Source organism: Neisseria musculi, from assembly GCF_014297595.2.
GTDB lineage: Bacteria > Pseudomonadota > Gammaproteobacteria > Burkholderiales > Neisseriaceae > Neisseria > Neisseria musculi.
Genome location: NZ_CP060414.2, coordinates 342,374 through 357,652, shown reverse-complemented (window position 1 = coordinate 357,652; position 15,279 = coordinate 342,374). Strand labels below are relative to the sequence as shown.

Annotated in this window: 11 protein-coding genes and 1 pseudogene; 3 read left to right on the top strand and 9 right to left on the bottom strand. The window is 52.0% G+C overall.

The window, feature by feature from the left end:
* Positions 1-62 precede the first annotated feature (62 nt).
* From H7A79_RS01680 to H7A79_RS01660, 5 genes are all read right to left on the bottom strand, one after another.
* Positions 63-1,229: an ABC transporter substrate-binding protein gene (locus H7A79_RS01680; protein WP_187000863.1), complete on the bottom strand. Its 1,167-nt coding sequence runs from the start codon at positions 1,227-1,229 to the stop codon at positions 63-65.
* Between the two features lie 99 nt (positions 1,230-1,328).
* A complete protein-coding gene (locus H7A79_RS01675; protein WP_187000862.1) occupies positions 1,329-2,129 on the bottom strand; it encodes an ABC transporter ATP-binding protein in 801 nt (266 codons plus the stop codon).
* A gap of 225 nt (positions 2,130-2,354) precedes the next feature.
* Positions 2,355-3,458: an acyl-CoA dehydrogenase family protein gene (locus H7A79_RS01670; RefSeq protein ID WP_187000861.1), complete on the bottom strand. Its 1,104-nt coding sequence runs from the start codon at positions 3,456-3,458 to the stop codon at positions 2,355-2,357.
* A gap of 187 nt (positions 3,459-3,645) precedes the next feature.
* Entirely contained in the window at positions 3,646-4,194 is a 549-nt protein-coding gene (locus tag H7A79_RS01665) for a carboxymuconolactone decarboxylase family protein (RefSeq protein ID WP_135036188.1), read from the bottom strand.
* A 243-nt stretch (positions 4,195-4,437) separates the two neighbouring features.
* Positions 4,438-4,680, bottom strand: coding sequence for a hypothetical protein (locus H7A79_RS01660; RefSeq protein WP_187000860.1), 243 nt, complete (start codon positions 4,678-4,680; stop codon positions 4,438-4,440).
* Positions 4,681-5,520: 840 nt separating this feature from the next.
* On the opposite strand from H7A79_RS01660, the gene H7A79_RS01655 reads away from it, so the two are divergent.
* Positions 5,521-5,748 carry a hypothetical protein gene (locus tag H7A79_RS01655; RefSeq protein ID WP_135036191.1) on the top strand — a complete coding sequence of 76 codons (228 nt, stop codon included), beginning with the start codon at positions 5,521-5,523 and terminating at the stop codon, positions 5,746-5,748.
* A 216-nt stretch (positions 5,749-5,964) separates the two neighbouring features.
* On the opposite strand, the pseudogene H7A79_RS01650 reads toward H7A79_RS01655, so the two are convergent.
* From H7A79_RS01650 to pnp, 3 genes and pseudogenes are all read right to left on the bottom strand, one after another.
* Positions 5,965-6,614 (bottom strand): annotated as a pseudogene (locus H7A79_RS01650) (IS1595 family transposase).
* Between the two features lie 607 nt (positions 6,615-7,221).
* Entirely contained in the window at positions 7,222-8,196 is a 975-nt protein-coding gene (locus H7A79_RS01645) for a class 1 fructose-bisphosphatase (RefSeq protein ID WP_187001589.1), read from the bottom strand.
* A 733-nt stretch (positions 8,197-8,929) separates the two neighbouring features.
* Complete coding sequence (pnp, locus tag H7A79_RS01640; RefSeq protein ID WP_187000859.1) at positions 8,930-11,059, bottom strand: polyribonucleotide nucleotidyltransferase; 2,130 nt, start codon at positions 11,057-11,059, stop codon at positions 8,930-8,932.
* Positions 11,060-11,618: 559 nt separating this feature from the next.
* Between pnp and dusA the strand changes: the two genes are divergently transcribed.
* Positions 11,619-12,620, top strand: coding sequence for a tRNA dihydrouridine(20/20a) synthase DusA (gene dusA, locus H7A79_RS01635; RefSeq protein WP_187000858.1), 1,002 nt, complete (start codon positions 11,619-11,621; stop codon positions 12,618-12,620).
* A 146-nt stretch (positions 12,621-12,766) separates the two neighbouring features.
* Complete coding sequence (locus H7A79_RS01630; protein WP_187000857.1) at positions 12,767-14,200, top strand: acyl-CoA dehydrogenase family protein; 1,434 nt, start codon at positions 12,767-12,769, stop codon at positions 14,198-14,200.
* Positions 14,201-14,383: 183 nt separating this feature from the next.
* Here H7A79_RS01630 and panC read toward each other — a convergent pair whose 3' ends face one another.
* Positions 14,384-15,220: a pantoate--beta-alanine ligase gene (gene panC / locus H7A79_RS01625; protein WP_135037021.1), complete on the bottom strand. Its 837-nt coding sequence runs from the start codon at positions 15,218-15,220 to the stop codon at positions 14,384-14,386.
* Between the last annotated feature and the right edge of the window lie 59 nt (positions 15,221-15,279).

Here is a 15,279-nt window from a genome sequence, read left to right as displayed (position 1 = left end):
GGTTTTCCTTTTATTTCTGATGATATGTGTTCAGACGGCCCGCTCCGGCCGAATTGTCCGCCTCAAACCTCAAACACTTCTTTTCTGTCCAAACCCTGCAAACCAAACGCCTGCATCATTTCAAACGGCTTTAACGCCGCTTCCACAAAGCGCGTGTCAAACAGCTCTTTGGCCGCTTCGGCAGGATTGAGCGTCTGCAAAAATGTGTTTACGCCTGCCAAACGGGTTTGCTGCAGCAAGGTAACCAGCATTTCGCTGTACGATTGAAACGGGTAAGGCTGAAAATCGATGCGCTGCTGGTGCCAATCAAGATGCCTGACCGCGCCATCGCGCTCATACCTGCCCCACGCCGCCGGCTCGGGCTGCAACACGCTGCGCAACACTTGCGCATCGTGCGGGGTATATTGCTGCACCCCCTGCCTGGCCAGCAGGCCGGCAGTTTCGATGCGGTGGCTTTTCGCCCATGCGCAGGCCTGCACCAGCGAAGCCACCACCTTCTGCACCCATTCGGGGCGGTTTTGAATATCATGCTCGTGCATCATCGAAAGGCAGCAGGCATGGTCTTTCCAAATATCGCCGGAAAAGCGCAGCACCCTGCCCACGCCTTTGGCCTCGGCCAGCGCGTTAAACGGCTCGGCCACGATAAAGCCCGCAATCTGCCCGGAAGCCAGCCCCGGCACCATATCCGAAGGCGGCATCACCGTCAGCCGCACCTGCCCGGGCTGCGGTTTTTTCTCCACCACCTGCAAACCGGCCTGCCGTATCACCTGCTGCACAATCACATTGTGTATCGAATACCAAAACGGTACCGCCACCGTCTGCCCCTGCAAATCCCCCACACCCGCGATATCGGGGCGCACCGTCAGCGCCGAGCCGCAGGTGTGGTTCCACATCAGCGCGCGCACGGGGGCGTGGCTGCCGTAGCGCATCCACACGCTCATCGGCGAGAGCACATGAATCAGATTCACCTGCCCGCTTAAAAACGCCTCCACCAGGCTTGCCCAAGAGCGGAACAAAACAGGCTTCACGGCCTGCACCCCGTTTTGCCGGAACAGCCCCGTGCCGTGCGCCACCAGCAGCGGCGCGGCATCGAGAATCGGCAGATAGCCGATGGTGAGCGGCGCATCGGGGTCGGCGGCGGCGCGTTTGGAGCAGGCCTGCAGCAGCGGCAGTGCAGCAGCGGCGCCGAACAAAGCGGAAAGTTTGAGAAAATCGCGGCGGGTGTGCATAGGGTATTTTTCAGAAAAGAAAAGCGGGTTGCGGGTTGAGCGGGTTTGTGTATTTTCAGACGGCCCAAAAGCGGCCGTCTGAAAACGGCCTTGCGGTGTTTAAATCACAAAATCCACCGTTTTCGCCTGCATGCCGTATTGCTGCGCGTGATGCAGTGACTGCAAAATCTCGCCGCGCATGGTGTTCATCTCCCACAACTTATCGTGGCGCGGAAAGGGGTGTTGCGGCTGCCAGGTGCCGAGTATGCGGCCGGGCATCTGCCCTATCAAGACGATGCGGTCGGAAACCAGCAGGGCTTCATCGATATCGTGCGTTACCATCACCGCAGCGGTTTGGTGGCGGCAGACAATCCCTCGCAACAAATCCTGCATTTGCGCGCGGATCACTTCATCGAGCGCGGAAAAAGGCTCGTCAAGCAGCAACACCTGCGGCTGGCGCGCCAGCGCGCGGGCAAGGGAAACCCGCTGCGCCATGCCGCCCGAAAGGGCTGAGGGAAACCGCTCGGCCGCATGGCCCAGCCCCACCTCGGCCAACGCCTCTGCCACGCGGCGGGTCAGCTCGTCTTTGCCGATACGCTGCTGTTTTTTGAAATCCAAACCGAATGCGACATTGCCGCGCACGCTCAGCCACGGCAGCAGGGAGGCCGTCTGAAACACAAAACCCACGCGCGGATGCGGCTTTTCCACATGCTCGCCCAACAGCGAAACAAGGCCTTGCAGCGGGCGGTTCAGCCCCGCCAACACGCGCAGCAGCGAAGATTTTCCCACGCCGCTGGGGCCGAGCAGGCTCACCAGCTCGCCCTGCCCCACGGTGAGGGAAAAATCTTGCAGAATGGTTTTCAGACGGCCTTGTTCTGAGTAGCCGAGAGAAAGGTTGTCAACAGAAAGCGCAGCGGTCATGGTTTTGCCTTGCGTGTCGTGTCGGGAGCAGTTCCGTCATACTCGGGCTTGACCCGAGTATCTTGAGTTTCGACAACATAAGATACTCGGGTCAAGCCCGAGTATGACGCGTGCTTTATTATCAAAATAATTGACTTTATCTCTACTTTGCAGGAAAGATATTTTGTCGGCCAGGCCGTCTGAAAAACATGGTTGATTGTTTTCAGACGGCCTGTTTTGGTTGGTTCAAATCGAAAACTCTTCGCCGCCCATAAACTCCAACTCGCTGATTTCTTTGCGCAGGTGTTTCAAGGCGGGGGTAACGATGGCAACAAACATGGCTTCGCGCAGGCGGCGCTGCACCGGGCTGGACATCAAATAACCTTTTGCACCGGCGTGCAGGGCGGCCGACTGCGATGCATCGAGACACAATTGCGAAGCATCGGCGCGGGTTTGCAGGGTTTCGAGCATATTGGCCTGATTCAGATAGGCCTCGTCTGCCAGCCTCAGCGTTTTGCCCAGCAGCGCCTGATAGCGTTTTTGCAACCCACCGTGGCCGTGATCCAAGAAATCATTGGTTCCGCTGCCCGCATCGGCCAGCGCGATTTCGTGCAGGCATCCATCGATAATGCCCGCGCCGATGCCGATTTGCAGCAGGATAAAGCCCGCTTTGATGGCTTTGATGAAGTCGGCAAACTGCTCCGGCGCAGCCAAAACGTCTTCATGCGGCACAAAAACATTGTCAAACTTAACCGCAAACGTGCGCGTGCCTTCCAGCGCGCAAAATTCAGGGCAGGCAATCAGCGACACGCCTTCGCGCTGCCCGCCGGTGATAAACATCACATAGCCGCCGCCGATTTGCGCGGTGTTTGCCCAAATATGGTCTGCGCCGAGATTGGACACCCACGGCAGCATACCGTTTACCAGATAGCCGCCCTCGGTTTCCACCGCCTGAAGCAGGTGTGCTTCGATGCCCGCCAAATGTTTGACGGTGTTCGACATACCCGTTCCCGCCAACACTTTGCCGCTTAACACATCAGGCAGATAACGTTTTACCGCCTGATTGGGCGTTTGGTGCAGATACCAGGCGCAGGCGGCTTGACACCATGCCGAAAAAGCGGTGGCACCGCAGGCCTTGCCGATTTCGCGCAACACGGCAATCTGCACACCCAAGCCCAAACCGCTGCCGCCTTCGGCCCCGCTGCCCACGCAGGCAAAGCCGCCGGCCGCACCTGCCTTGCGCAGAAAGTTTTCAGGGTAAAGCCCTTTGCGGTCAATCTCTTCAACCAAAGGAACCAGATCGGTTTGCACAAGCTCGGCGATGTTTTTCAACAAAGTTTCACGGGACATAAAAATTCTCCGTCAAAGCAAGATAAATACAGCAGGCCGCACACCGCCCGCAGGCGGCCGCCGAGCCTCCAAACAAGATAATGTATCCACACCTTTCCGGCGCATGGCAACAAAACCAACACAACCGCCAAACCGGTCATAGAAATTCAGGCCGTCTGAAACCGTTCAGACGGCCTGTAACGGCCAATCAGGCAAAATCCTGCAATTCGGGGTTGATTTCGGTTTTCGCCAGATTGTTGGTGTAGTTGCACAAAGTGGCCAGTGCCACCCCCAACACCACCTCTACCGCCTGCTGCTGGTTATAGCCCGCATCGAAAAACGCCTGCAGCTCGGCATCGGAAACCGCACCTTTGTTGGCCATCACAGCCACGGTAAACGCCGCCAGCGCAGAAAGTTTAGCATCGTCAAACGCAGCAGGATCAACGGCACGGCTGGCCACGACCGCTTTTTCGGAAAGCAGTTTTTTCAAAGTGGCCAGCTTAGTGTGGCCGGCCACGCAGAAGCCGCACTCGTTGGTTTTGGCGGCAATAATCTGCACCACCTCCACTTCGCCGGCACTCAGGCTGGTGGCAGCATTGAGCTTGCCCACCTCCTGATAAAACGCCAACGCCTCGGGCGAATTGGCCAAAACACCGATTAAATTGGGCAGAAAGCCATTGTTTTTTAAAGCAGCCTCCACGCGCGGCTTAGCCGCCTCAGGAGCAGTTTCAAGTGTGTGTACGGTTAAACGTGCCATAACTTTTCCTTAATGTGATTGGTTGCAAATCAAAGTGATACAGTAACAAAAAGCTACCGAAAAAGGAAATAAACAGAAAAACTTTAGATATAACGAAAGGTTATAAAATCCACCGCAAAACACACCAAGCAGAAAACACAAACTAAAAACCGTCTGCCAAACTTTCAGACGGCCTGATATTGTCCCCAAGAAAAAGGGGGCATTTTGCGTACACTGTGAATCGGGCGAGACTAACGACTAATATTACCCCAAAAAAGGAATCCATTTTGACATTTCCCTCAACAAACCCGATTCATTACAAACCGTTACCCGCCAACCCTTGCCTACCTCACCGTTGTCCGCCTCCAGCCAAACACCCTCCGCCGCATCAGCGTGGAAACCCAAGACCTCACCACCTTCCCCGCAGAAAATCAGGCCGTCTGAAAACTCCTGCGCAGCCCCGGCGTGCATTTCAAACCATGCAGAATTTCCGGACGCAGCAGTCAATCTGCAAGCCTTCAAACATTTTAAAACCGGCAAGAGCATTTTCAGACGGCCTTAACCGCCCGCATTCCGCATCAGCGCAGGAGCTTGAACCACCCGCGCTTGATAAAATACAGGCCGTCTGAACGCAACAGCTCGGGCAGGCCGCCCGGGGAAGCGTTCAAAGGAGCAGTTTAAAGGGAACGGTTCAGAGGGGAGTGATTGAAAGGGAGTGTTCAGACGGCCTTTCCGTCCGCCCGCGCTTTAAAATAAAACCCGAGGCCGTCTGAAAACCGTCTGCCAAACTTTCATACGGCCTGATATTGCCCCCAAGAAAAAGGGGGGCATTTTGCGTACACTGTGAATCGGGCGAGACTAACGACTAATATTACCCCAAAAAAGGAATCCATTTTGACATTTCCCTCAACAAACCCGATTCATTACAAACCGTTACCCGCCACACTCTTGCATGCCTCACCGTGTCCGCCGCCCACCCTTGCCCGCCTCCGGCCAAACACCCGCCGCCGCATCAGTGCGGTAAGCTCCGGCCTGCTTTTCCCGCAACCTTTGGCCGTCTGAACGCAGCGGCTCGGGCAGGCCGCCCGGCAAAAAGCCTGAAAGAGGCTGTTAAGCCGGTACAGCCCGTTTAGTTTGGCGTTGAAGTATCCGCTTGTGAAAGGGAGCTGAACGGTCATCAGCCTGCCGCATCGCCACGCCTGAACCCGAGCGCTTTCCCAAATCCTGCACCGCCTGCGTATTCCGTGAATCAAGCCATGATTGCCTCTGCCTGCAAACCGTCAATTATCCTGCCCGAACCCCTGTTGTGCAGGACAAAACCTTATCCGAAGCGGAGCATCCGGCCGTTTGGCCGAGCGTGAAATGATGGATAGGGAACCCGAACCTGCCAAACGCCGTGCCGGCACAGGCAAAGCAGGCGGGCGGCGGCGTTTTGGGGAGCGGCAGCATGGAAACACCGCCGTGTGTGCGTATCGCGCCCCTTATCCGGCAGGGGGCAGAAACGTGCATCTCATATATATGCTGTGCTGGCGCGCGGGCGTATCGTTCATCCAACAGGGTAAAAACACCGTCTGAAAGCTGCTCGGCCGTCTGAAAGCGTATCGCCTCCTTATCTGACAGAGGCAAAAACCAGAAGGGCGTTTTATGGATTATCGGCGCGTATCGCCTCCTTGCCCGACAGACGGGCAGAAACGGCAGCCACCGCTTTGCACCTACCGAGGAACCAAACGAAATACAACACATCCTGTTACGGTTTCACAACATTAATAAACAAGGGGCTGTCCTAGATAACTAGAACAAATCCTGCTTTACTAATTGTTTTAAAATAGAAATTTGAAATTTTATCTCACTGTTGTTAAAACGCCATTCACACTCTTTCAAATACAGTTAAAATGCTCTTTGGGAATGCCGTTAAACTTGCGTAAATGGCGTTTTGCTTGGTTCCAAAAGTTCTCAATTCCGTTAATGTGATTTTGTCGCTCAGCAAAATGTGTGCTGTGATTGATCCGAAAATGTGAAAATTCGCTCACATCAAGAACGTCATAACTTTTGTAACAATCGGTATAAACAATGCTGTCAGGCTTCACTTGCTCGCGGATAATTGGCAATAAAGTCGCAGTTTGTGTATTGGGTACGGCAACGGTGTAAACCTTACCATTACGCTTCAAAAGCCCGAATACAGCCACTTTGCCAGCCGCACCGCGACCACGTTTGCCTTTGCGTTGTCCGCCAAAATAGCTTTCATCAACTTCTACTTCACCATCAAGCATTTCCAGATGCGGGCTGTTGTGATAGATAAGTAAGCGCAAACGGTGGAAGTAATAGGCAGCGGTATTTTTATTGACGCTAACTAATTGCGCCGCTGTGCGGGCGGTAACACCTGCAACAAATAGTTCAATCAGTTTGTTTTGCTTGTACTGACTTAAACGACTTTTTCTCAATAGGGATTATTCTAACCTGAAGTTAAATTTCCCTAGTTATCTAGTACAGCCCCTAAAAAAATATCAATTTTGAATTAACCCAAAAATTTAAGTCGTAGCAAGATGTCGCAAGCGAAGGCTGTACATTAATCACAATCTACGCCACTAAACCCTATACAGCAAAAAAATTCAATTTAATTATCGCAAGCAACCAGCAGCCAATCGACTGGTGAAGCTGATTGCCTAAAATAGACTATAGAAAACGCTAGTTCGTTTATTATTCACATGTTCGTATAAAATTCGTCAAATCTGCAAATCTTTTGCTTATAGATATATTGATAACACCAAAGTGTTTGTCTCACCAAGCATATCCTGTAGCTACTTTTGTTACCCCTCATATATATACTTCCAGTATTCAACCATATTTAGGCAGGTTGTATGCTGAGATTTTTTACATTCTAAACCTGCCACTTTTTCTCAAGACAATTTCAAACTGAAACTGTTACCAAAAATAATGCTGAAGCCGTCTGAAAACACCTATAACCTGTCACACTTAGTTCATGATAACGTTCAAATAATGTAACAGGCTATCTGAAAATATTTTTCAAACAACCTGTTGTTTAACCACCTATTCGTAATGCAGTTTTGCCACATATTCCACCTCTTCGCGGCTGCCCATCACCACCGCAACGCGCTGGTGCAGGCTTTCAGGCTGAATATCGAGCATATCCTGCACGGTATTACCGGCAGCACCGCCGGCCTGCTCCAACACCAAACTCAAAGGGTTGGCTTCATACATCAGCCGTAACTTACCAGGTTTGACCGGGTTGCGCCTATCCTGCGGATACATAAACACACCGCCGCGCATGAGAATGCGGTGGATTTCAGCGACCATCGAAGCCACCCAGCGCATATTGTAGTTTTTGCCGCGCACACCAGTGTCTCCCGCCAGCAGCTCTGCAATATATTGCTGCATAGACGCAAACCAATGGCGCTGGTTCGACATATTAACCGCAAATTCTTTGGTTTGCTCCGGCACCTGAGGGTTAGCTAAGGTTTGCACGAAACTGCCTGCTTCATCGAGCGTAAATACAAACACCCCGTGTTTCAGGGTAAACACCAGTTGGGTTTGCGGACCGTAAAGTACATAGCCGCCGCCTGCCTGATCACGACCTTTTTGCAGGAAGGATGCGGTTGTCAAAGCGCCTTCAGGTTTGGCAAGAATTGAAAAAATCGTGCCGACTGAAATGTTTACATCAATGTTAGACGAACCATCCAACGGGTCGAACAACACCAGATAGCCGCCGTCTTTGTTGCAGGCCACAAATGTGTTTTCTTCTTCGCTGGCCAAACCAGCCACGGCAGGGTTGGTTTTGAGCGCATCAATCAGCAACCTGTTGGCAATCACATCAAGTTTTTTCTGCTCTTCGCCCTGTACGTTACCCGTACCTGCTTCGCCAAGAATGCCTGCCAACGCACCTTGGCGCACTTGGCCGTTAATCCGCACGCAGGCAGCTACTATTGTTTCAAGTACACTGCCCAAATCTATGGGCAGATTGTGGGTATTAAGATGTTTTGGAATAAATTGGGACAAGGTAATCATCATTATTTTCACTCCAGTTGGTTTTTCAGACGGCCTAAACCTGCGCAGGCATGCATCAGTTTGCGCTAAAAGTGGCAGAAGCGTGCATACCACCAAGCGTTCTTTCTTGGCATACTTTAGCCGCCTCCACTGCCTGACGGTTAATTCAGAATCACCCTGAATCAGTTTGGGCATGTCGGCAACTGCACCGTTTCTTCCGCTTTTTCGCCTCACAAGACGGCAAACGGGTAATCCTATTGATATTTCGGTAATACCCGGTTGCCCAGTCTTACAGATCTGCCCACAGTCGCTACTATTCAAGCTGGTTAGGTATGATACCTGGGGCTTTCTCGGCATACATGCCAGCCATGTAAAACTCCTACGACTTAGCATTGTCAACCAACCAATGGTTTCACCCAAACTGGATACCATACACTGTACGCTTGAGTTGTGTTTGAAAATATTTTTACCATACTCGGTTAAATCCAAGAATAATATAACTATTTTTTATACATCTATATTTCTGTAAAACGAAAATCGATACCTCTGAAAAAGTTTATCAAAGCCGTCCGAAGCATTCTATGGCACCATTAACTTGATAGAATCCTGCTACAGGTTTGTGTCGGTGAGGGAGTAGCAGGATTTAGGAGTTGGTAGCAAAAAATAAACTTTCAACAGCATTCAATGAATTGTATGGAAATCTTCAGACTGTCTAAAAATTGTTTTCAACCGATCTGTTTGCATAAAGCGGCTATTATGGCTCTCTATCAGTGGAAGCTGACGTTTGCGCAGGCACTTCTAGTAGGGCTTTGATAGACAAACGCACACGCCCCCTGTCATCCACTTCCAATGCTTTCACATTTACCGTTTGGCCCACCTGAAGATAGTCGCTCACGTTACGTACACGTTCGTGAGCAATTTGACTAATGTGTACCAAACCGTCTTTACCGGGGAGTACGGACACAATGGCACCGACATTATTGTCGAGCAGCTTAAGCACTGTGCCGGTGTAAACTTTGCCCACTTCCACTTCAACAGTGATTTCCTCAATGCGCTTTTTCGCTGTCTCCCCCGCTTCGGCAGTCGTGGCAGCAATGGTTACCGTACCGTCATCGGCGATATTGATTTCGGTGCCGGTTTCGGCGGTAATGCTGCGGATGGTTTCGCCGCCCTTACCGATAACATCGCGGATTTTATCTTGGTTGATTTTCATTACAAAGAGACGCGGTGCATGGGCAGAGAGTTCCTGCGGACCCTCAACCGCTTCTTTCATCTGCGCGAGAATATGCATACGCGCCTCTTTCGCCTGCTCAAGGGCAATCTGCATAATTTCTTTGGTGATACCTTGGATTTTGATGTCCATTTGTAGTGCGGTTATGCCATTGGTAGTGCCTGCAACTTTGAAATCCATATCGCCCAAGTGGTCTTCATCGCCGAGAATATCAGTTAATACGGCAAATTTGTTGTTTTCGAGAATCAGCCCCATGGCAATGCCGGCAACGTGTGCTTTCAGGGGTACGCCGGCCGAGAGCAGGCTTAAGCAGCCGCCGCATACAGAAGCCATGGAAGAGGAACCGTTAGATTCGGTAATTTCGGAAACTACGCGCATGGCGTAGCTGAATTCTTCGGGGGAAGGCAGTACCGCCACCAACGCGCGTTTAGCCAAGCGGCCATGGCCGATTTCACGGCGTTTAGGCGCACCCATGCGGCCTACTTCACCAGTGGAATACGGCGGGAAGTTATAGTGCAGCATAAAGCGGTCTGTGTATTCGCCGCTTAAAGCATCAATTATTTGCTCATCGCGCGAAGTACCCAAAGTGGCAACGGCTAGTGATTGGGTTTCGCCGCGGGTAAATAGAGCAGATCCGTGAGTGCGCGGCAGCACGCCGGTTTGAATATTGATGGGGCGCACGGTACGGGTGTCGCGGCCATCGATACGCGGCTGACCGTTAAGAATCTGACTGCGGACCACATCGGCTTCCAGCTGTTTGAAAATGCCTTTGATTTGATTGGCACACAAAGTGTCGGTTTCTTCGCTAATCAATGCTTCTTTTACAGTTGCCCATGCTTCATCAAGCTTGGCCGAACGAGCCTGCTTCTGACGGATTTTAAATGCTTCGGCAATAGTGGCACCTGCAATTTCACGGATTTTTTCTACCAGCGCATTATCGGCTTCAGGGGCTTTCCAATCCCACACCTCGGGGTTCACTTCATCGGCCAGCTCGTTGATGGCGTTAATCACAGCCTGCATCTGCTCGTGACCGTAAACCACTGCGCCCAACATCACATGTTCCGGCAGCTCACGTGCTTCCGATTCCACCATCAGGACAGCTTTCTGCGTACCGGCTACCACCAAATCCATTTGAGAGCGGGCAAGCTGGGCTTTAGTGGGGTTCAACACATAAACATTGTTCACATAGCCGACCCGCGCGGCACCGATGGGGCCGGCAAACGGCACGCCGCTCAAAACCACTGCGGCGGAAGCACCAATCATAGCGGGAATGTCGGAATCGATTTCAGGATCGATCGAAACCACTATTGCTACAACTTGGATATCATGATAAAAACCTTCAGGAAACAATGGGCGGATGGGGCGGTCAATCAAACGGCTGGTAAGGATTTCTTTTTCACTCTGCTTCCCTTCACGCTTGAAAAAACCACCGGGAATTTTACCTGCCGCGTAGGTGCGCTCAAGATAATCTACAGTAAGTGGAAAGAAATCTTGGCCTTCTTTCACATCTTTATTGGCAGTAACCGCCACCAGCACCACAGTATCGCCCATCGACACTTTTACCGCTGCAGCCGCCTGGCGGGCGATTTCACCGGTTTCGATGGTTACGGTTTGCCCGCCGTATTGGAAAGTTTTAACATACTTGTTAAACATTCTATGCCTTTCAGTTAAGGCCGCCGCCGCTAAAACGCTAATGATGCACACATCTTAACTTATGTGCATGGTTAGGGTTTCAGGCCGGCATTGGCCAAGTTAATTGTGAATATTTTTCAGACGGCTCACAATGCCGCCTGAAAAGTTCAGATTATAGCCAATAAAATTATTTTTTGATACAAAATAGACAACAGTTTTGAATAAGGCTCCACTTTGTTTCGGCTACAAACAAACGCCCCGCAGTTAAACTGCGCCCGAGAAATTTAAACTGTTTAATCAAACAGTTTTCACTCGCCGTAGGCAACCAGCTGCTCGAACAAATCGCGCAGGCGGCCGATATCCGAGCGTGTGCCGATTTCGATACTGCTTAAACGCATGGTCAGCTCGCTGGCCACATCCTGTAGCTTCGGTTCCTGCGTTTTTTCTTGTCCAGCTTCTCGGCCAGTTCGTCCACCTTTTTTGTTTTTATCCGTAATCACTTTGTCTTTGACAACGGCCTCGAACGCTATTTCCCCCCAAAAACCTTATAATGCGGTGCTTTAAACTTTTTTGCTCCACAATGACTTCTCTGCCTCCCCGATACCTTTCTGTTGCACCTATGCTCGATTGGACCGACACCCATTACCGCTACATGGCTCGTCAGATTACCCGCCATACTTGGCTTTACAGTGAAATGACTCATGCCGGTGCCGTTATTCATGGCGATAAAAACCGTTTTTTAAAATTTAATGAAGCTGAGCAGCCGGTTGCGCTCCAATTAGGCGGCAGCGAACCGACAGATTTGGCGTTGGCGGCCAAAGCGGGCGAGGCATACGGCTACAATGAAATCAACCTTAACTGCGGCTGCCCCAGCCCGCGCGTGCAAAAAGGTGCTTTCGGTGCTTGCTTGATGAACGAAACCGCGCTAGTAGCCGACTGCCTCAATGCCATGCAAAATGCGGTGCAAATTCCCGTAACCGTTAAACACCGTATCGGCATCGACCGCCAAAACGAATATGCGGTTGTGCGTGATTTTGTGGGCGCGCTTTCTGTTCAGACAGCCTGCACCACTTTTATCGTCCACGCCCGCAACGCTTGGCTCAACGGCCTTTCTCCGAAAGAAAACCGCGAAGTGCCGCCCTTGAAATACGATTATGTTTACCGCCTCAAACGCGATTTTCCCAACTTGGAAATCATCATCAATGGCGGCATCGCCACCAATGAAGAAATCGCCGCGCACTTGAAACACGTTGATGGTGTGATGGTCGGCCGCGAGGCCTATCACAACCCGATGGTGATGCGCGGATGGGACCGGCTGTTTTACGGCAGCAGCGAAGCGCCCGTCAGCTACGCCGATTTGGTGGAAAAACTGTTCCGCTACAGCAGCTGGTATATCCAATCCGGCAACGGTGCCGCGCTCCGCCACACTGTCCGCCATTATCTCGGCCTGATGCACGGTCTGAACAACGCCCGCATGTGGCGGCGTATACTTTCCGATGTTTCGCTTTTGAAAAACAACAACGGCAGCCTGATTCTCGAGGCGTGGCGGGAAGTGGCAAAAGCCAACGTTTTTTTGGATTAACCGCTTTTTTAACTTTAACACCGGCCATTTTTTACACTGTCCTCACGCCTCGGTATGCCGCTAATACGCTGATAATTGTCAATCACCTGAGAATATGTTATAAATCTTAGGTGGTTTACTCTAAAAATATCGCACCAAGAGGATATATGGCACACAGCACTTTGGCAAACCAGCCTGTTCATATGGATACGGCTGATTTTTTACGACACATCGAAGCGGCTTTCAAACGCATTTTTTCAGACGGCCTCAACCTGATGCACTATCTGCCCGAAAACAAATGGCTCGAGCTCAAGCGTGCGGGGCTGCTGCTGCCGTTTTTGGCCGAACAGCACGGCGGTAGGAAAAGTAACCAGTTTGAGATTCAAGAAGTTTTACGCATTGCCGGCCATTACGGTGTGCCTGTTACCTTGCGCACCGGCATTGAAGGCGCACTGGTATTGCAGCCTTTAATCGAATTCGGCAACCCGCAACAAATCGAAACCGGTTTGAAGCTGGTTTTTGAAGGAGAAGGCGGAGGTTTGGCCGTCACCGAACCTGAAACTTCCGGCTCGGCCATTGCGCGCGAAATGCAGTCTTATTATGAATACGTGGATAATGATACCGTTTATGTGCGTGCCGCCAAATATTGGCAGGGCAATTCGCAAAGCGATTTTCTGCTGGTGGCCGCCAAAGAGCGCAAAAACAGCAAATTATCGAAAACCATCAATCTGCTGTTGGTGCCCAAACAATATATCCGTTACGAAACCCTAGCATCCGAAGGTTTGCGCGCAGTACGCTATGCCATCAACCGTATTGATGCAGCCATCCCCTCCGCTTGCCTGATGAAGCTGTCGGAAAACGAAGCCGCCGGACTGCGCGCCTTTCAAAACATCTTTATCCGCAGCCGCCTGCAATTGGTAGGAATGACCCACGGCATAATGGAATACATTCTCGAAAACCTGCGCTGCTTCGTGGTGAACAACATTAAATTTGTTGATCACGAACGCCGCCAAATCATGAAGCGCCATGCCGTTTCACAACTACTCTACCGATTTACCTGCCGCCATGTTGCGCCAAACCAAGCAGTTGCCCACCAACTGATGGAAGCCAACATCATCAAAACGCTGGCCACCGAATACACCTACAGCGCAGCGCAGATTCTGCAGAAACTGCTCGGTGCCAAAGGTTTCGAGTGCGGCCACCCTGCCAGCAACATCGCCATCGACATACGCCCCTTTACCATTTTCGAAGGGCCCAACGATATGCTGTATGCCGAAATCTACGACCAATTCGTCCGCGCCACCCATCAGGAAAAAGCGCAAGGCGTGAAACCCGACAAAAACCAAACCCTGCTGCAACGCCTGCTGTCGGATCACCGCTTTGCCGCCGTGCGCCTGTCCGATCGCGCCAAAGTGCCCGCCGACATTTCCGCTTTCCTGCAACAACACCGTTTGGGCGAAGCCAACCCCGCCGCAAAAGTGTTTCTCGGCAAAATCACCGCACGGCTGTTTATGTGGGCGCAGTCCGACAGCCAAGATGCCGACACCCTGCTGCTGACCGATATACGCAAAGACATGCTGGACTGCGGGGAACTTAGCTGATAAAACTCAACCCAAGCACTCCGCAAACCTCGGCTGTTTTTTATAGTGAATCAAAATGGCAACACGCCCGGCCGCAAACACTCAAAACCATAGTGCCAAACCAGATAACGCTAAAACACTCTTGCCATAACCAAAAGCCGTCTGAAAAATTTTCAGACGGCTTTTCGATAGCGGGCAGGTAAATCAGCCCAAATGCACCTCGATATTGTCGATCAGGCGTGTAGCGCCCAAACGGGCGGCAGCGAGTATCACCAGATGGTTATCGCCCGCGTGGGCAACGCTCAAATCATCGGCGCGGCGCACTTCGATATAGTCCACCACCCAACCGGCTGCACTAAGGCGCTGCGCGGCAGCCTGCTCAAGCACGGCATAAGCAAGATTACCGCTGCGGACGGCATCGGCGATGGTACACAGCTCGCGGTAGAGGCGCGGGGCTTCGGCGCGCTCCTGCCCGTTTAGATATTGGTTGCGGCTCGAAAGAGCCAGGCCGTCTGAAGCGCGGCCGGTATCCACCGGCACAATGTCGATGTTGATGTTGAGGTCTTCCACCAGGCCTTTGATTACCGCCAGCTGCTGATAGTCTTTTTTGCCGAAACAGGCCGCATCGGGCTGCACGATATTGAACAACTTGGCCACCACGGTGGCCACACCGCGGAAATGGCCGGGGCGGAATTTGCCGCACAACTCGTTTTGCAGGTTGGGCGGTTCGATGTTGTAACGCTGCTCCACATTCGGATACAGCTCTTTTTCATCGGGCGCAAACACCACTGCCACGCCTTCATCGGCCAGCTTGGCCGCATCCTGCTGCAAGGTGCGCGGATACCGGTCGAAATCTTCGCCTTGGCCGAATTGCAAGCGGTTGACGAAAATGCTCACCACCACGTTATCGGCACGCCGCCGGGCTTCGCGCACCAATGCCAAATGGCCTTCGTGCAGATTGCCCATAGTCGGTACAAAAGCCACCGTTCCGGCAGCCCTGCGCCACGCGCGCAACCCGTGAATCGTGTGGATAATTTGCATAGGGTTTTTCCTGAAAGGTTTTTCAGACGGCCTATAGCGGACAATTCAGCCCGCCACGG

Excerpts from the sequence above, each read along its gene's own strand:
- H7A79_RS01680 (WP_187000863.1), bottom strand. The coding sequence starts at position 1,229 with ATGCACACCCGCCGCGATTTTCTCAAACTTTCCGCTTTGTTCGGCGCC.
- H7A79_RS01675 (WP_187000862.1), bottom strand. The coding sequence starts at position 2,129 with ATGACCGCTGCGCTTTCTGTTGACAACCTTTCTCTCGGCTACTCAGAA.
- H7A79_RS01670 (WP_187000861.1), bottom strand. The coding sequence starts at position 3,458 with ATGTCCCGTGAAACTTTGTTGAAAAACATCGCCGAGCTTGTGCAAACC.
- H7A79_RS01665 (WP_135036188.1), bottom strand. The coding sequence starts at position 4,194 with ATGGCACGTTTAACCGTACACACACTTGAAACTGCTCCTGAGGCGGCT.
- H7A79_RS01645 (WP_187001589.1), bottom strand. The coding sequence starts at position 8,196 with ATGATTACCTTGTCCCAATTTATTCCAAAACATCTTAATACCCACAAT.
- pnp (WP_187000859.1), bottom strand. The coding sequence starts at position 11,059 with ATGTTTAACAAGTATGTTAAAACTTTCCAATACGGCGGGCAAACCGTA.
- dusA (WP_187000858.1), top strand. The coding sequence starts at position 11,619 with ATGACTTCTCTGCCTCCCCGATACCTTTCTGTTGCACCTATGCTCGAT.
- H7A79_RS01630 (WP_187000857.1), top strand. The coding sequence starts at position 12,767 with ATGGCACACAGCACTTTGGCAAACCAGCCTGTTCATATGGATACGGCT.
- panC (WP_135037021.1), bottom strand. The coding sequence starts at position 15,220 with ATGCAAATTATCCACACGATTCACGGGTTGCGCGCGTGGCGCAGGGCT.